Annotated in this window: 16 protein-coding genes; 4 read left to right on the top strand and 12 right to left on the bottom strand. The window is 46.7% G+C overall.

Translation table 11 applies throughout. The annotated features are described in order from the left end of the window. Positions 1-230: 230 nt before the first annotated feature. From Q0174_RS01845 to Q0174_RS01855, 3 genes are read right to left on the bottom strand one after another with little or no spacing between them, the layout of a single operon-like run. A complete protein-coding gene (locus Q0174_RS01845; RefSeq protein WP_298041308.1) occupies positions 231-2,651 on the bottom strand; it encodes a GGDEF domain-containing phosphodiesterase in 2,421 nt (806 codons plus the stop codon). Then, positions 2,641-3,513: a cytochrome c peroxidase gene (locus Q0174_RS01850; protein ID WP_298041310.1), complete on the bottom strand. Its 873-nt coding sequence runs from the start codon at positions 3,511-3,513 to the stop codon at positions 2,641-2,643. The genes Q0174_RS01845 and Q0174_RS01850 overlap by 11 nt, the downstream gene beginning before the upstream one ends. Then, positions 3,476-4,384: a class I SAM-dependent methyltransferase gene (locus Q0174_RS01855; protein WP_298041312.1), complete on the bottom strand. Its 909-nt coding sequence runs from the start codon at positions 4,382-4,384 to the stop codon at positions 3,476-3,478. Before Q0174_RS01855 ends, Q0174_RS01850 begins: the two co-directional genes overlap by 38 nt. Before the next feature lie 99 nt (positions 4,385-4,483). On the opposite strand from Q0174_RS01855, the gene Q0174_RS01860 reads away from it, so the two are divergent. Beyond that, complete coding sequence (locus tag Q0174_RS01860) at positions 4,484-5,251, top strand: ABC transporter ATP-binding protein (protein ID WP_298041314.1); 768 nt, start codon at positions 4,484-4,486, stop codon at positions 5,249-5,251. Beyond that, entirely contained in the window at positions 5,244-6,047 is an 804-nt protein-coding gene (locus Q0174_RS01865; RefSeq protein WP_298041316.1) for a metal ABC transporter permease, read from the top strand. Before Q0174_RS01860 ends, Q0174_RS01865 begins: the two co-directional genes overlap by 8 nt. On the opposite strand, the gene Q0174_RS01870 is transcribed toward Q0174_RS01865, so the two are convergent. Further along, the gene (locus Q0174_RS01870; protein WP_298041317.1) at positions 5,991-7,796 is read right to left on the bottom strand and encodes a DMT family transporter; all 1,806 of its coding nucleotides are present in this window, start codon (positions 7,794-7,796) and stop codon (positions 5,991-5,993) included. The genes Q0174_RS01865 and Q0174_RS01870 overlap by 57 nt on opposite strands. Before the next feature lie 45 nt (positions 7,797-7,841). Then, positions 7,842-8,471: a hypothetical protein gene (locus tag Q0174_RS01875; protein ID WP_298041318.1), complete on the bottom strand. Its 630-nt coding sequence runs from the start codon at positions 8,469-8,471 to the stop codon at positions 7,842-7,844. Between the two features lie 86 nt (positions 8,472-8,557). On the opposite strand from Q0174_RS01875, the gene Q0174_RS01880 reads away from it, so the two are divergent. Together Q0174_RS01880 and Q0174_RS01885 are read left to right on the top strand one after the other, a co-directional pair. After that, positions 8,558-9,112 carry a manganese efflux pump MntP family protein gene (locus Q0174_RS01880; protein WP_298041320.1) on the top strand — a complete coding sequence of 185 codons (555 nt, stop codon included), beginning with the start codon at positions 8,558-8,560 and terminating at the stop codon, positions 9,110-9,112. Between the two features lie 55 nt (positions 9,113-9,167). Then, positions 9,168-10,298, top strand: a complete 1,131-nt coding sequence (locus Q0174_RS01885) for a hypothetical protein (RefSeq protein ID WP_298041322.1) — start codon at positions 9,168-9,170, stop codon at positions 10,296-10,298. A gap of 121 nt (positions 10,299-10,419) precedes the next feature. Here Q0174_RS01885 and Q0174_RS01890 read toward each other — a convergent pair whose 3' ends face one another. From Q0174_RS01890 to Q0174_RS01920, 7 genes are all read right to left on the bottom strand, one after another. Further along, positions 10,420-11,178, bottom strand: coding sequence for a DUF996 domain-containing protein (locus tag Q0174_RS01890; protein ID WP_298041324.1), 759 nt, complete (start codon positions 11,176-11,178; stop codon positions 10,420-10,422). Between the two features lie 60 nt (positions 11,179-11,238). Continuing rightward, positions 11,239-11,370, bottom strand: a complete 132-nt coding sequence (locus Q0174_RS01895; RefSeq protein WP_298041326.1) for a hypothetical protein — start codon at positions 11,368-11,370, stop codon at positions 11,239-11,241. 118 nt (positions 11,371-11,488) lie between these two features. After that, positions 11,489-12,280, bottom strand: a complete 792-nt coding sequence (locus tag Q0174_RS01900) for a class I SAM-dependent methyltransferase (RefSeq protein ID WP_298041328.1) — start codon at positions 12,278-12,280, stop codon at positions 11,489-11,491. A 119-nt stretch (positions 12,281-12,399) separates the two neighbouring features. Further along, entirely contained in the window at positions 12,400-14,475 is a 2,076-nt protein-coding gene (locus tag Q0174_RS01905; protein WP_298041330.1) for a TonB-dependent receptor, read from the bottom strand. Positions 14,476-14,841: 366 nt separating this feature from the next. Further along, the gene (locus Q0174_RS01910; RefSeq protein ID WP_298041331.1) at positions 14,842-15,168 is read right to left on the bottom strand and encodes a hypothetical protein; all 327 of its coding nucleotides are present in this window, start codon (positions 15,166-15,168) and stop codon (positions 14,842-14,844) included. 131 nt (positions 15,169-15,299) lie between these two features. Next, complete coding sequence (locus Q0174_RS01915; RefSeq protein WP_298041333.1) at positions 15,300-15,872, bottom strand: hypothetical protein; 573 nt, start codon at positions 15,870-15,872, stop codon at positions 15,300-15,302. A gap of 292 nt (positions 15,873-16,164) precedes the next feature. After that, positions 16,165-16,467: a hypothetical protein gene (locus tag Q0174_RS01920; RefSeq protein ID WP_298041335.1), complete on the bottom strand. Its 303-nt coding sequence runs from the start codon at positions 16,465-16,467 to the stop codon at positions 16,165-16,167. Positions 16,468-16,555 lie beyond the last annotated feature (88 nt).

Here is a 16,555-nt window from a genome sequence, read left to right on the forward strand (position 1 = left end):
CGCTATTAAATTTTAAATTTAGCTTCCACTTCATTTGCCATGCGTAAGCTTTTACGGCAATCTTAGCTACAAGGCGCACCATAAGTTCGTAATAAATTTCGCGCAGTATTTGTCAAGATAAATTCCGTATTAAAGCAGCGGCTTGCTAAATCAGAATTTATCGCCTTACGAAGGCGATCTTTGGGCTATAAATTTAAAGAGGCGGGCTATAAAGTCGCGGCGAGATGAGATTAGAATTTTATCCTCGAGGGCTCCATCGGTTTGCTGTAGAAGTAGCCCTGCATATATTTAATCCCCATCTCTTCTAAGATGATTGAAATTTCATGGTTTTCTACGTATTCGGCGATGAGCTCGTAGCCCTGCTTGCGCGCGAAGTTAGCGATGGTTTCGACGATAGCGCGCGAGTTTTTATCGTTTGCGATGTTTTTGATGAGCGCTCCGTCGATTTTTATGTAATCCACGTCGAGCGTTAAAATTCTATAGTAGTTGGAGTATCCGCTGCCAAAATCGTCTATCGCGACCTTGCAGCCGTAGTTTTTGGCTATGGCGATGAAGCTGCGTAGGCTCTCGTAATCGTCGAATTCCTCGCTTTCTAAAATTTCAATAAATAAATTTGAAGCGTTTGGGCTGGATGCGAGCTTGCGCTCTAAAAGTTCCTTGATACCTTCGTTTGCGATGTCAAAATATGAAAGATTTATGCTAAAGCAAGTCCCTGCGAAGCGGTCTAGCAAGCGAAAGGCTTCGTTTATTACGACCTGAGTTAGCGGGATGTAGAGCGAGGTTTGCTTTGCGATGTCGATAAACTCACCCGGGCAGCGCGTCTTGCCTGAGCGGTCGATTAGGCGGATTAGAATTTCATATACTAAGGGAACATAGTCGCCACCCTCGGTGCCGTATGTGTTACCACTAGGATCGCGGTGGGTGATATCAAATATCGGCTGAACGAGCACAAAGACTTGATTTTTCTTGATCGCGTTTTGAATGGTGTTGATCATAATCTGGTTTTGAAGATATTTTTCCTCAATAGCATTTGGGCGCGAATAAAAGCCCACGTGCTCGTTTTTGCTCTGCGCCTCATACATCGCCATGACCGCCTGAAAGACCCTATTTGCGCCGCCCGCTACGTCTGCACGCTCGCTCACGCCCATCGTGATATTTAAAGGCGCGGAGGCAAAGCCCTCGGTCGTATGGAGATTAAAAACCTTGTCGGTGAAGTATTTATTTATGATCTCCACGTCGCGCGCGACATTTAGTCCCTCGTAAAATAGGCAAAACTCATCCGATTGGATGCGAAAGATACTGGCTTTGATCTCGTGCGATTCGATACACATCGCAAGCGTACGCGCAAAGGAGCGCAGAATTTCATTCGTCGTCTCCGCCTTGTAAAAAAGCCGTAAATTTGCAAAATTTACGATAGTGATGTAGATCGCTACGCCCGTTTTTTCGGCGTTTATTAGCTCATATAGCGCTGCTTCGTTGCCCTGGCCCGTAAGATGATCGATATAGACTTGATTGTTTAAGCTCTCCTTCGCGCTCGCAAGAGCTAGCTTCATAACCTCGCGCTCGCCGATGTCATGAGCGTAAAGCGCATATAGCGGCGGCTTGGATGCGGTGGCGATATTTGCTAGCCTTAGGCTCACATCGGCTAGTTCGCCGTTTTTACGAAGCAGGCGCGTATCTTTGGCGCTTTTATTTACCATCGCAGGAAGTTCGATCCCTTTATCTTTGGGCATCAAAACTCCAAGATCGCTTCCTTCCAGCTCGCTTTGTTCGTAGCCGCTTAAGTTAAGCACGCTTTTATTAGCGTATAAAATTTTAAAGTTTTGATCTGCTAAAACTATCGCTTCGCCTGCTTGTTCGCATAGTGCGTGATAGGGCGCGAGGGCGCGTTTACTACGCAAAGCATCGGAATTTATGATGTAAGTAAGCAGTAAAAACGACAAAAACACCGCCGTGTAAAGCATCGTCATTTGCATAAACGAGCCGTAAAATTCCTCGCTAGCGTAAGAAAATCGCTCGCGCAGGCTTGCGAAGCGCTCGTTGAGCAACGAGAGATTATCGCTTACAATGATATTTTGCCGCTCGAAATTCCTTAAAATTTGCCGTGCGATTCCCATAAACGCAGCTTCGTCGGGGCTTGACGCATCTGCGCTTTCTAACGCGCTTTTTAAAGCAGAGATCTCGGAGCGATTTTTATAGTTAAGTCCTAAAATTTGAGAGTAGAGATTTGCTCTTTGCGCATTTGCGCCACTGGATAAAAATTTTTGCTGCAGACTTTGAAAAAGGATTAAATTCTGCGAATTTAAAGCCCCAAGCTCGTCCAAAAGTGAAATTTTATCGCTAAAAGCGCTTCCGATCGCGCGCACATCGCTGCTAAGTCCGATTTTATCGATGATTTTGTCTTTTTGTAGAGCTTGCAGTACCTGATAGATGCCGCGCATATCGGCATTTGCAATCGAAAAGTCCCTTCTTGCGATCTTTGCATCAAATAATATATTTAAGCGGTTATCGGCGTTATCGATCAAAGCTAGCTCGCGCGAAATCGTGCTAAATCTCGCTACATCTCTTAGCGACGAGAAATAATTCCCGGCGATGATTATGCCTAATATCATAATCCCCACCATCAAAGTCCACATTATCTTATCTTTCATCCTGCGCCTCCGTCATCTCACCCTTAAGTGTAGCTAAAAAGCTCATCAAAGCATCAAGTTCCCCATCGCTAAGATCGTATTTTAACAGATCCTTTGCGATCTGCCGCACCGCAAGACGCAAATCCGTCTGCCCGTTTACGTAAGGTGCGGTTTGCGTGATATTGCGCAAGCTAGGCACGCGGCGCAACTCAAATCCGTCGGAGGTAAACCTATGCCTAGGCGCATCCTCCTCTTCCGCGCTTGGGCGAATTTTAGTAAAGCTGCCGGTGCCAAGGCTAACGCCGTTATGACATGCCGAGCACAGCCGCACAAAAAGCACATATCCGTTATATTCGGCATCATTTAGCTTAACCTCGCCGCGCAAAAATCGGTCAAATTTGGAATTTATCGCCGTTTTGGATTTTAAAAATTCCTTTAGCGCATCAATGAAGTTTGCCGTATTCGCCTCGCCGTAAGCACTTTTAAAAGCCTGCTTGTAGGCTAAATTCTTCCTAATAAGCTTTAAAATTCTATCTTCGCTCGCATCAAGCTCGTTCGTGCCAAAGACCGACGCTGCGATCCGCGCTTCAAAGCCCGCGAAATTATAATCGCCCAAATAGCGGTCAAAATAATAAGAATTTATGAGCGTAGGCACGCGTCCATCGCGCACTGAAGCGCCTGAGTCGTTTAGATAGAAGTTATGGCAGCTCTCGCAGGAGCGGCCTTTGCCGCTAAATCTTACATCGGTAAAAATTTTTGCGCCCAGCCGCGCCTTTTGCGGATCGTATTTAGGCATCTCAAGCGGCGAGAAAAGATTGCCGCAAAGCCCCAAAACCGGCGCCAGACTAAATATAAAACAGCTTAAAGCTCGCTTCGATCTCATCGCTTATCACCCCGCCTTTAGCTCGCTTTTTCAAAATCTCCTCGATCTCGCGCTCGCTAGCCTCCGCGCCGTCCATATGCAGGTGCCACGCGGCGTTTTGCACAGCTTCTTGTAGGCTGCGTTTTTGCTCGCGCTTTTCAGTTAAAATTTCGCTTTTAAATTTGATGTCGCGCGCGCCAAGCAGCGCCTCAAATTTTTCGGCGGCGGTAGCAAGTCTTTTAGCTCCTGCGCCGAAGCGCTCAAACAGCGGCGCTAGCATCGATGAATTGCGCTCGCTCGCCCAGTTTAGATAAATTTTTCGCTCGCCCAAAGCCAAAAACGCCCCAAAATCCTCCGTGCTTTTTAGCGCGGGGCTCATAGTAAGAAACGCGATGTCAAAAACTGCGGGAATTTTAAAATTTTCGCTCTCGCGGCTTTTGCTCACAGCGTCTTTTAAATTTAAAGCCTGCGCTTCTTGATCTTGCGCGTTTGAAATTTCGTCTTGCGAGTGCGGATAAATTTTAAAATTTTTACTCGCCCCGTCCGCAAAGCCGCCCGAGCCAAGCAGCTCGCAAAACTCCGCAAAGCTTAAATTTAATACGTTTTGCAAGCTGATGCCAAACTCCCCCGCGCTGCGCCTTAGCTCGCGCAGCATCCCCTCCGAGCTATCGATCGCCGTGACCTTGGCGCCCAGCGACGCGAGATACAGCGAGTAAACCCCCGTACCGGCGCCCACGTCAAGCACGCTTTTACCCGCAAAGCTCACCCCCCAGCCGCGCAGTATCTCAAACACCCGCTTGCCGAAATCTCCTAACTCGCCGCTAAATTTAGCGTAACTTTCGGACTTTTTATCCCAGCTATTTTCATGTGTTTTTTCGCCGATTTTCTCCACCGCTTGCCTTTAAATTTTTTGTAATAATAGCAAAATTTGGCAATTTTTCCGAATTTGGGCTATAATAAATGCTTTCAAAATCTAGGCGAAAGGGCGTTCATGGCGGACGTGACGATAAAAAATTTAAACTTTGCTTACGAAAAACGCGAAATTTTAAAAGATATAAACTTAAGCTACGAGCTGCGCGATTTTTTGGCGATTTTCGGGCCCAACGGCGGCGGCAAAAGCACCCTTTTGAAGCTGCTTTTGGGGCTGCTGCGACCAAGCTCGGGCACGATCGAAATTTTAGGCAGATCGCCCGCGCTTGCCAGAGCGCAAATGGGCTACGTGCCGCAGTTCATCGCGATAAACAAAAGCTTTCCCATAAGCGTGCTCGAAGTCGTTTTAATGGGGCTGATAGATAAGAAAATTTTCGGCTTTTACTCTAAATCCGAGCGCGAGCAAGCCATGCAAGCCCTGGGGCGCGTAGGCATGCAAGACCTTGCAGGGTGCCGTATCAGCGAACTTAGCGGCGGGCAGAGACAGCGCGTTTACATCGCGCGGGCGCTGTGCGCGAAGGCTAAAATTTTACTTCTTGACGAGCCGCTAGCGAGCATAGATACGATGGGGCAGGTTCAAATTTACGAGCTTTTAAAATCCCTAAACGAGGGCGGCTGCGGCATAATTTTAATCAGCCACGACGTGCAACTCGCGCTAAACTACGCAAACCGCGCGCTTTACGTCGCAAACGGCTCGGCGCACACCCACGAGATCGATCCGGGGGGCAGAGCGGAATTTTTAGATCACCTGCGACGCGAGCACGGGCACTTTTGCGCCGTCGATCTCGCGCTTAACGAATGCTGCTGCAAGGAGTGCAAAAATGGCTGAAATTCTATCCTATGATTTCATGCAAAACGCCCTACTCGGCGGGCTTTTGGTCAGTATAGTCTGCGGCGTCGTGGGCTCTTTAGTCGTGATAAATCGCATGAGCTTCATAGCAGGCGGCATCGCGCACGGCGCATACGGCGGCATCGGCATCGCGCTATTTTTAGGCATCTCGCCCGTACTGGGAGCTAGCGTATTTGCGCTGTTTTTGGGGCTGCTCATCGCCTACGTCACGCTGCGAAATACCGAGCGCTTCGATGCCGTAATCGGCGCGATATGGGCGTTTGGAATGGCGCTGGGGATAATATTCGCCGATCTCACGCCTGGGTACAAATCCGATCTGATGAGCTTTTTATTCGGCTCGATCTTAGCGATAAATCACGAAAATTTAATCTTCATCGGCATTTGCGACGCGACGTTTGCGGCGCTTACGGCGTGCTTTTACAGGCAGTTTTTAGCGATCAGCTTCGATAAGGAATTTGCCCTGCTGCGCGGAGTAAATACGAGTGTTTTTTACTACGTCCTCGTAGTGATGGCGAGCCTTGCGGTGGTCGCGTCGATTCAGATCGTGGGGCTAATCTTGGTGATCTCGCTGATGACGATCCCGCCCTTCATCGCCGAAAAAATCTCAAAAAGCCTAGGCTCGATGATGGCGATAAGCTGCGCGCTATCGGCGCTTTTCTGCGCGACGGGACTTGTTTTGAGCTTTAAGCTCAATCTAACCAGCGGCGCTTCGATAATCCTAGTCGCCTCGGTCTGCTTTTTCGCAAGCTCGATCTTTAGCAAACTTCGCGCCTAAAAGCCCGCCCAGCTCGCTAAGCAGGATACCTGCTAGTATCAGCGCCGCGCCTAAAATTTGAAGCGCACTTAGCTTCTCGCCGAAAGCATACCCCATCACGCCCGCGCTTACGGGCTCCAGCGCGAAAATAAGCACCGTTTTTATCTCGCTTATGCCGCGATTTTGCGCCATCGTTTGGATCACAAACGCCGCGACGGTGGCAAAGATCGAGGTTAAAACCAGCGCGAAAACAAAATCAAAGTTCGGCGAAAAGATCAAATTCCCAAGCACCTTTATCTCGCCTTCAAATTCGGCGTGCGGGACAAAAACTGCCGCGATCAGCGCGCAGACGCAGACGCAGATAAACTGCACGATCACAAAGCCGTAGAGATTACTTTTGCGCGCGCAGACGCCCGTAAATACGATATGAAGCGCGTATGAAAACGCCGAAACTAGCGTCAACCGCTCGCCTATGCCAAATCCCACCGCGCCGCTTGCTCCGCTTAAAAAATACAGCCCCAAAAGCGCCACAACCGCGCCGCCAAAGGCACTCGCACCGACCTTTTTGCCGAAAAACACAAGCATTAAAAAGGGCACGATGACGACGTTGAGCCCCAAAATGAACGCCACTGTTGATGATAGCGCATAATCAAGCGCTATGGTCTGGCACGAAAAATCGCAAAATAGCATCAGCCCGCAAAATACGCCCCGCCCTATCGTGCCGCGGTCAAATTTGACGCCGAAGCGCAGGCAGGCGAGGTAGGTAAAAATGCTCGCCGCCAAAAAGCGCCAAAACAAAAAGCTGAAAACATCGCCGCTATGCAGCGCGCGCTGCACCGGCACGAAGGTACAACCCCAAACGATCGCTACGAAAAGCAGCCCTAAATCCCACAGCCTGCTAGGCGGAGCGGGGTTTTGCGCGCGACTTTGCGCGGAATTGGAATTTTGCCCGAAACTCTGCGAGGAATTCGAGCTTTGCGTAGAATTTAAATTTTTTGCGGAGTTAAAATTCTGTGTAGCATTATAATTTTGCGGAGCGCCGAGGCTTCGCGCGGCGCCATAGTTAAAGCTCTGCGGCGTGCTAGCTGAGCATAGATCATTCGCAAAGTTCTCGGTAAAATTTTTCTCGGAGCGTCGCGTATGAGCATCGGCGAGGCTTTTTGCGGGGCTAAAATTTGGATCGTTTGCGACACTTATGCGGCTCGACAAACCCGCGCTATTTACGCCGCTATGAGTGGAATTTTTCGTAAAATTTATTATAAAATTTCGCTTGAAATTTCTTGCGGAATTTTCGCAAGGATCTGTTTTGGAGGATTTCGCGGAATTTAAAGCTTCGGTTTCGGTGCGGCTCATATCCTGCGCGGGTTTTAAATTTAACGCAAGAGCTGCGGAATTTAAAGCGGATTTTCTCCCTGGATTTTTGACGCGCGGAGCGGAATAGGGCGCTACGAGACTATGCACGGCAAAACTGACCGAGGCACGATTGCGTGCGGCGAAACCGGCCGAAGCGGGATAAAATTTTAAATTTCTTTCGCGGATAAAATTTAACTCGGCGGCCGCGTCTTGAAATTTGAAATTTCTTTTGAAGTGGCAAGCGAAAGCGAAATTTACCGCACCGCCGTGGGCTATGTTTTTTACGCACGCAAACGCCGCATTTGAAGCAGAATTTAAAGCTGTATTTTTCGCGCGCTCGTGCACCGGATCTAAGATAAAATTTAAAGCGGGTTCTGAATTAAAATTTTCCGCGGGCTCCAAGATAGAATTTTTCATAAATTTAAAGTAAAATTTCGCTGAGATCTTATCGTGGTTGCGCGCCTATCTGATCGTCTTTATGGCGTTTAAAATCGCGCCAGAGTTTTTGCGAAACTCCTTTTCGTTTTTGCTTAAAAAATCGAAGCTTTCGTTGATGAAGGCGCTACTGAATTCGCTACTAAAATCGTCTCCAGGCTCGCGTCCGACGGCACTTTTAAAGCTTTTAGCAAAGCTCGCGTCGGCTCCTAGTTCACGTGCCAAAGGGCGAATGATTTCGTAAATTTCATCAAAGGCGTTTGTGCGCAGATAGTGGCTAAATAGCATCTCGCCGCTCATTACTGCCTTGGTATCGGCTTTGGACATATCTTTTATTTTAGCGAGTAGGAGCTTTTTGATCGGCTCTACGGCAAGACTTAGCTTCTTGCTCGCCAGCCTTTGCATATTCTGCACGGCGATGCTTTTTTTGCCCGCGCGCTCGGTAATGTAGCTAGGCAGATCGAGCTCGTAATCCTGCACGCCAGTGCGTTCGTATTCATTTGCGGCACGCTCTATCAAAGTGCTTAGTGAGTTTTTAAAATTTTCACTATCGCCTGCGCCCGCACTAAGCATCACGTCTAGTCCCTTTACGGCGACCTCTTCCCAGCTAGCAGTTGCAAATAGCGGCAATAAACAAAGGATTAATTTTTTAAGCAAAGTTTTTCCCTAATTAAAGATTGATTATTTTATTTCGAAAATTTTAATGTATAATCAACGCTTTTATAATACCAAAAGGGCTAAATATGGAGCTTTTACTCATCGCTTTTGCGCTTGCGATGGACAGCGTCGCGCTTAGTATCTCAAACGGCGCGAAATATCCGAATTTTAAATTTGCACAGATCGCGCGCGTCGCGTTTTTCTACGCGGCGGCTCAATTTATAATGCCGCTTGCGGGCTATGCTTTGGGGATAAATTTTGTAAAATTTATCGCGCAGATCGATCACTTCGTCGCGTTTGGAATTTTATCGTTTTTAGGCGTTAAGATGATCGCGGAATCCCGCCGCGAGCAGGACGAGCCAGCTCTACGTCTAAGCACAAAGGAGCTGGTGCTGGGCGCGATCGCAACCAGCATCGATGCTATGGCCGTGGGCGTGACCTTTGCGTTTGGCGAGATAAACATCCTCTACGCCTGTTGCATAATCGGGCTCATCTGCTTCGCGCTGTGCGTCGCGGCGTGCTACGCAGGCAAGCTAACGGGCGAATATCTGCACTCAAAGGCGCTCGTTTTAGGCGGCGCGATTTTGATCCTAATCGGGGTTAAAATTTTACTCTCGCACCTCGGCGTTATCGATATTTAGCGGCTTTTAAGCGCCGCTTTGCGATAATTTTTAAAACTAATTCGCAGGAGCGAAAATGAAAAATTTAATAAATTTAAGCGGCGGTGACCGTCTAAATTTGCGCGTAGAGGGTCAAATTTTGCTAAGCGAGAGCATCAAAAACGGCAAAACTAGGCAGACGCAAAAGGAGTTTGAAAGCGCTGGCGAGGCGCAAAAAGCCTGCGCGAAAAAGGAGTGGGAGAGCCTAAAGAAGGGCTATGTCCTGCAAAATGCAAACGCGAAAGCGGGCGAAGCGAGTTTGCACGTCTATATCGGCGGCGGATACACGGGCGCGCTAGCCTTTGCGGGCGCGGAAGGTGAGCTTTTCGTCTATAAATGCGGCGGCTACAAAGATGGCGGCGCGCTGGATGACTTTCTCATCAGGCTGGACGCAAGCGGCGCCGTAAAGCAGCAGATAGTCCTGCCAAAGCCGCTTGCGTGGCAGGCGGAGCGTGCGGGCGAAATTTTGCTTTTGGATCTGGATCATTTTATCTTTAAATTTGACCCGGCAAGAGGCGAATTTAGCGATCTCTCTCAAGGGTTAAGCTTTAAAAACAGCAAAGAATTTACGAGTTTCGTTTGCGCTGCGAAAGATACGGCGGCGTTTGCGATGTTCGGTCAAATTTTTACTCTGCGCGGCGGCGAGATTTCGCCTCTGGCCGAATACAAATCCGAAATGAAAAGCTATACGCCGATCTTGTGCGCCGCGATTAGCGATGACGGCACGCGACTTGCGCTTCATTGCAAGCAAAACGAGATCAAAATTTTAAGCACGCTAAGCGGAGAAGTTTTAAACGAGATAAAAGGCGATTTCGGGGTTTTTGATAAAATTTGCTTTTTGGCTGACGGCTCGATGCTGGGCAAGGAGCGCTACACTAGCAAGCTAGTTTGCCTTGACGCTGCAAGCGGCGAGCGGTTAAAGCCCGCGTGGCTAAGAGGCGAATGCGCCGAGGCGGACGAGCTTTGCGTTAGCGCGGACGGTTTGCGGCTGGTGCTAATAAACTACGACAAGGCTCGCATCGTCGATCTAAAAAGCGGAAATTTGCGGCTTAGCTTTGAGCTCTCGCATGTCGTGAAGCGCTGCGAAGCGAAATTTGAGCGTATAAACGGCGAGGAATTTTTGGCCGTACGCACCGACTACGGCTGCTTTAGCTTATATCGCGTTTAAATTTAAAATAGCACGGGGCCATTAAATTTACAATGCGGATTTACGAATAAAACCGCAAAATTAAAATTTATCGGCGGGTTTTCCCCGCGCAAATTTACCCGCCGATCAGAAATACAAAAATTTAAGCCGCCTTAATCTCTCGTAGCCTATACCAAGCGATGATTTGTAAGATAAACGCCGCCAGAAGTATAAAATATCCGATAGCTATAGCGACCGTTAGCGCACCGATGACCGTGCAAATGAAGTAATAGAGGAAAAATTTATCGCCCGATATTCTTGAAAGCTCATTATAAACTTGGAATTCTTTAAAAAACGCATAGATCATACTGATTATGCCGGCGATGAAGAAAATGACGCCGATGGCTATGCCGATACCGCTGGCACCGCCATATTTAGCGCTAGCGCCTATCAGTGCGAATACCCCCATAGTCACACCTATAAAGATAAGTATGGTCGCTACGACGGTGGCTACTAGATAAATGATGTAGTTTTTCTTAAGCGTAGGGCTGGCGGCTTTATTTGAAAGCTTGATGATAGCGAGCAATATACATATAAAACCTGCGATGACGAAAACTAAACCGATAAACGGAATAACGCCTAAAATCGGTAGCGCCGATCCCGCTAGTCCAAGCGTTCTGATGGTTGATAAATTATCATCCCCAAGAGAAAAATTAGAGAAATCTACGTTAATGAGCTTTGTTTTTGTAAGGTATATCTCCTTTGCAGTTTGCCCCTCTGCGATAAAATCAACTTCATCGCCTTTACTCAAAACGACTGGTTTGCCTTCCTCGTTTGCCGATTTCACATCCTCTTGCTGGTATGAGTAGCGGCTCTCATCTGCGGCAAGGATAATGCCCTTAGCCAAAATAGTTCCTTTCACAGTCTCTCCTTTGAAATTAAATAAAATGTGGATTATATATTTTTTAAACAAAAGCTTATCTTAAAGATAGTAGTTCAGCATCAAATCCGCTTTATCCGCGGTCAAATTTACCCGAAGGATCATCTTACTCACCACTCTTTCGCAGCGTGAAATTTTAATCTTATCATAGCGCAGCTCTACGCCCGAACTCACGCCCTGCCGCACGCTCAAAACATAAAATTTCAAAATTTAAAAGCGGTCGGGGGCCTCAATTTAAATCCGTCGCCTAGGAATTCTAAATTAACTCAAATTTTAAAATTTAAAAAGGCTTTTATTTTTTACCCGCCAGAAGCTTTGAGCTACCTAGCATCAGCCATTTGGCTTCGCGCGGGCCCATAAAAAGCCCCTGCGTCGTATCTATAAGCTCGACCCGCTCATAGCCCTGCTCCTTAAGCCGCGCGATGAAAGCGTCCATGTCGCCGTAGTTTCCGCGCGAAAAAAGATCATGGATTGCGAAGCTGCCGCCCTTTTTAAGCACGCGGAGCGTCTCTAAAAGCAGCGCCTGGCGGTCCTTGCGCATGATGTTGTGATAGACGTAGTTGCTTGTAACCGCATCGAAGCTGCCGTCCTCAAAGGGCAGCTGCGTGGCGTCGGCCTGCTCAAAGCTAGTGTTTTGCACCCCTTCGGCGCGCGCGTTGGATTCGCACAGCTGTTTATTAAAAGACGCGTACTCAAAGCCCCAGCGATCGACGCCTAGCACCGATGCGTGCGGGTTGCGCTTGGCGACGGCGATCGTTAGCGCGCCGCTGCCGCAGCCTACGTCCAGCCCGCGCCCGCCCTCGGGTAGATCCACGTATTTCGCCGTGCCCTCTACGATCGCGCGAGAGAGCTGACGTTTGCCGCCGTAATCAAACGCGCGGTACCACACGACGCAGTAGATCGCAAAGCAGCCCAAAACCAGCGCCGCGGCACCAAAAAGCCCAGCAAGGAACCACCTTAGCACGCCGCCAACAAAAGCGCCGCAAACGCCGAAAACCAAAAACAAAACTAGCGCTACGCCCGCACCTGCGGCAAAGCCCACGATCATGCCCTTAGGCACCCAGTTTTTATAGTCCGGTTTCATCTTCGCTCCTTTTATTAAATTTAATCTCGCGGCGGCAAAGCACGCTGCGGCGAAATTTTAAATTCCGCCCGTAAATTTTAAATTTCGCAGCTCAAACCTCGCTTAAATTTAAACGCACGCTAATAGGTGTATTTAAACTCCGCGTAATAGTTGCGCCCTGGAGCCGGAGTATAGTCGTCTGCGCGTAAATTTTGGTTGTAATTGTACTCCTCGTCAAAGACGTTTTTGACTCCGGCGCTTATCAAAAACCCACTTGCGAAGCGGTACGCAGCGCCCAGATCTACGATCGTGTGCGAGTCGATCCTATCGTGGTTGGTGTCGTGCGATGATGAGAAATATTTAAAATCGCTCATCAGCGTTAAATTTCTAATCGGCTCGTAATCGACGCCCAAAACGAACTTCGAGCGCTCCACTAGCGGAACCTGCTTGCCTTTATCCGCACCGGATTGGATCTTGGCGTCCACGTATGAAAAGGTCTCGCTGAGCTTTAAATTTGAAAGCAGGCTTTGCTCTGCATACAGCTCCACGCCCTTGCGGCGCGTCTCGTCGATATTGATAAAATGCCAACCGTCGGTGATCGAGCTGCCCAAGGTTTCGTTTACGATCTCGTTTTTCGTATCGGTCCAAAAGATCGTAGCGCTTACGTATTGCCCGTATATCAGATCTTTAAGACCGATCTCGTAGGTTTTAAAGGTTTCGGATTTGAGGTTATTAAGCACGTAAGGACCGTTGCGACCGAGCTTATCGATGAGTTGATTAGGACCTGGGGAGATATAGCCGCGCTCAAATTTAAAATATAGATTGCCGTCTTTGGAATAATTAAAATTCGGCGTGATCTCAAAAGCGTAGTTGTTTTTATGATCGCTTACTCGGGTACTATTTTGCGTCTGCGAGATTATGTTTCCCATCATTTTCCTAGTCGTTAAAACCCTGCGATCTACTTTGTATTCGGCGCGCTCAAACCGCCCGCCCGCACTAAGCGAAAACAGATCGGTGAAATTGTGCTTTTCTAGAGCATAGACCGAGTGGGTAAGCTTTTGCATATCAAAGATCGTAAGCTGTGAACGGCTCATCATAGGATTCATCGGAATGATATAGTCAATCTTGCGAAAGCCCTTGTTTTTGAGATAATCATATCCCGCTATGAACTCGCCGCTGTCGTAGTCGAGCTTGCCCTTTAAATTTGCCCCTTCTTTGCGATCTTTCATCACAAATCCCTTTTGCAAAATTCTAATATCTTGGTAATAAGGCTGTAAATTTGCTTCAAATCTATCGCCGAATTTCACCGCATAATCCAAGTCAAAATTTAGTCGCGTGCTTTTAGTAAAGGTTCTCTCACCTCCTTGTTGGCGGCGATCCGCTTTAAGCTTGGCAAGACCCAGAGTAGGCACGGAATAGGTTCTGGCGCGATAAAAACTCGGATCGAAAGAGATGCTTTGATCGTCCGAAATTTTATAATGCATCCCGAGCGAGCCGTAGTAGCCGGTATTTTTCTCGCCCTTGCGGTATCCGCGCTGCTTAAAGCCCTTAACGGCGGTTTTTAGAAACAGATTATCGCTCACGCCTCCGCCGAGCCCTAAATTTAGATCTTTATAATTATACGACGCGATCTTGGTGGAGACATTGGCGTATGGGTATCTGGCGCCCTTTTTTGTGATGATATTTATCACGCCGCCGCTGGTGCCGCTGCCGTAAAGCACACTACCGCCGCCGGGGATGATCTCCACGCGCTCTATATCCTCAATAGGAACGAGATCTATCGGGATACTCGTCGGCGTCGTGTCGATCATATTGAGCGCGACTCCGTTAAGAAGGACCTTGACGGAGGTATTTGCCTTCTGGCCCTGTCCGCGCAGATCGACCGTATCGCCGTGAAAGCTAACCCCCGGCGCCTTTTCTAAAATTTCGCGCAGATCGCGGTAGCCGCGGTTTTCCATATCCTCCGCGGTGATGACCGAGACGTTGCGAACCTCGTTTTTAAGCATATCCTCAAAGCCCGTCGCGGTAACTACGATGGTGCCCAGCCTCGTGGCGTTCGCACCGGAAGCGTTTTTAGGGGCTGCGGAATTTACGGCTCCCGCGCCGGGCGCGCTGATATTTTCGGACGTGGCGTTGTTTTCGGCTCCGTTTAATTGTAATGCGGCGCACAAACTTAGCGCGATCGCGGCATTTGAAAGATAAAATTTCTTAAACATCACTCTCCCCTATTCAAAATTAGAATTTTGCGAATGATTTGCAAATGCTATATTATAATTTCTCTTGATTAAATAATAATAAATTTCAAAGATTAAAGATAGATTTTTTAAAATTTTGGCTTAGATTGGATGAAATTTTGATCTTGAACGTTTTACGTAGCGCGGTAAAATTTCGGTTTTAAATTTAGACTCCTTAGCGATTTTTATTTCTTAAAGCGGCAAATTTGCGAAGCGAATCTAGCTGAAATTTTAAAATTTAGCCAAATCCCTAAAATCATACCCGTCTAAAATGCGCCTAAAAGTATTAAACCTATCCTGGCGCTCATTTTTTATTCCTAAGACTTTTTGATTTTGCTTGCGCATCAATTATTTTTTATCATGGCTCACCCTCTTTAGCCACTCTTTTTCAAATTTATAATATCTTTCAAGCTTTTTATTCTTTTCCGCTTGATTCCACTTTTCTATCTCAGCATAATCTTGCAGCTCGCCTCCGCATTTAGGGCAAACACTCCTATCTTTAACGTCCGAGAAATTATAAAATTTAAAACACCCTTTGCAGCGCATAAATTTAGGATAATATTTTATGCTTTTTTCGGAGCGAAAGGCGAGATACGCAAAGAAAGCGCACGCCGCAAAGCATAAAATTCCAATTATTATACGCAGATACGCGCTTTCAAGCTTTACCGATGCCATAAAGCCAGGCTTTATATCGACTTTTCCCAATAAAGCGGCCGCTAGCCCCCATGCGAAAAAAGCAAAAAAGCCGATTAATGCAAAAATTCTATTTAGCATTTTTATATATTCCTCTATAACAAATCAAAATTTCATCGCTTTTTAAATTTACGCTTTTTGATCTTCGGAGTTTTAACACCTTGATGAGGAGCGTTTCTTCGCCAATAGTCGCCGTCATTATACTCCGTAAGCTTTTTGCCGCAGTATGAGCAAATTTGATCCGTATCTTTGACGTCCTCGTATCGGTAAAATTTAAAGCAGTCTTTGCACCACATATATTGCGGATATCTTTTTATGCTCTTTTCGGAGCGGAAGGCGAGGTAAAAAAACGAGATACTAATAAGTAAAACCAAAAATCCAGAGATAAGAAAAGGATATCCGATTTTGCTTTGTATTCCTGCTGGATCTTGCGTTGTAAAAATTTCTATAGATATTATTAAAAGGTTTAAGCCTATCAAGGCATTAATCACTCCACCTATTTTTTTGTTTATGAAAATTCCTGCAGAAACAAACAATATGCCGATGATAAAAATCTTGATAATATAGACCGGCTCAACTGCGCTCCAGCCCCCGTATTTAAAATACATCTTTCCGCTGAAGCAGCCAAGAATGCTTTCAAATACAAAAAATGCGCCCAAAAGTATTAAACCTATCCTAGTGCTCATTTTTTATTCCTATGCTTTTTTGAGATAGTTGTCATCAGTAGAATAACAGTTCATTAGTATGGTAATTATTCGACCATAACTTGTCGTCGGAGGCATACTTTCATTAAGCATATCGTTAGCAAAATTTATCAAATTTAATAAAATATCTATTTTAGCCATCAATGTTGTATTCACCCTCACACCTCTATAACCACATCCTTATATTTTTCATAAAGCTTTGGCTTGAAAATTTTAAATTTCATAGTATCTCCTTTCTAAATTTAATCGGTTGGCGATATTTTATTTACATAATCTAAAGCTTTACCCAATCCTCTTTCTTTACGCCGAATTCAAATTCGGCCTGCTTAAACGCACCCTCTATGCTTTCATGATAGGTATCGGTTTGCTCTTTCCCCGATTCGTCGAGATAGAACAGATAAAATCCGCTATCGCCGTCGTATTGAGCGATACTTAAAGCAAACGGCTGCGGTAAAATTTTATTGCCGTCGTAATGAGTAGTATTTCCAGTGGCTACGAAGCTCTTTTTACTATCTTTCAGATAAATTTTATATAGCTCTTTCATAATGCTTTCGCTAAATTTTAATCCGTTAGCCATTTTACTACATGCTCCAATAATTCCTCTAAATTTTCGGCTCCGCAACTTCCTTTGAGTTCGTTTTCCGTGGCATTGATGAAAAACCAAT

Origin of the sequence: uncultured Campylobacter sp. (assembly GCF_937996225.1) — a bacterium.
In the GTDB taxonomy this organism is placed as follows: domain Bacteria; phylum Campylobacterota; class Campylobacteria; order Campylobacterales; family Campylobacteraceae; genus Campylobacter_B.

Bases quoted from the DNA above. Each gene is read 5' to 3' on its own strand.
- Q0174_RS01850 (WP_298041310.1), bottom strand. From the start codon at position 3,513: ATGAGATCGAAGCGAGCTTTAAGCTGTTTTATATTTAGTCTGGCGCCG.
- Q0174_RS01860 (WP_298041314.1), top strand. From the start codon at position 4,484: ATGGCGGACGTGACGATAAAAAATTTAAACTTTGCTTACGAAAAACGC.
- Q0174_RS01865 (WP_298041316.1), top strand. From the start codon at position 5,244: ATGGCTGAAATTCTATCCTATGATTTCATGCAAAACGCCCTACTCGGC.
- Q0174_RS01900 (WP_298041328.1), bottom strand. From the start codon at position 12,280: ATGAAACCGGACTATAAAAACTGGGTGCCTAAGGGCATGATCGTGGGC.
- Q0174_RS01910 (WP_298041331.1), bottom strand. From the start codon at position 15,168: ATGGCATCGGTAAAGCTTGAAAGCGCGTATCTGCGTATAATAATTGGA.
- Q0174_RS01870 (WP_298041317.1), bottom strand. From the start codon at position 7,796: ATGAAAAATTCTATCTTGGAGCCCGCGGAAAATTTTAATTCAGAACCC.
- Q0174_RS01920 (WP_298041335.1), bottom strand. From the start codon at position 16,467: ATGGCTAACGGATTAAAATTTAGCGAAAGCATTATGAAAGAGCTATAT.
- Q0174_RS01845 (WP_298041308.1), bottom strand. From the start codon at position 2,651: ATGAAAGATAAGATAATGTGGACTTTGATGGTGGGGATTATGATATTA.
- Q0174_RS01880 (WP_298041320.1), top strand. From the start codon at position 8,558: ATGGAGCTTTTACTCATCGCTTTTGCGCTTGCGATGGACAGCGTCGCG.
- Q0174_RS01915 (WP_298041333.1), bottom strand. From the start codon at position 15,872: ATGAGCACTAGGATAGGTTTAATACTTTTGGGCGCATTTTTTGTATTT.
- Q0174_RS01905 (WP_298041330.1), bottom strand. From the start codon at position 14,475: ATGTTTAAGAAATTTTATCTTTCAAATGCCGCGATCGCGCTAAGTTTG.
- Q0174_RS01885 (WP_298041322.1), top strand. From the start codon at position 9,168: ATGAAAAATTTAATAAATTTAAGCGGCGGTGACCGTCTAAATTTGCGC.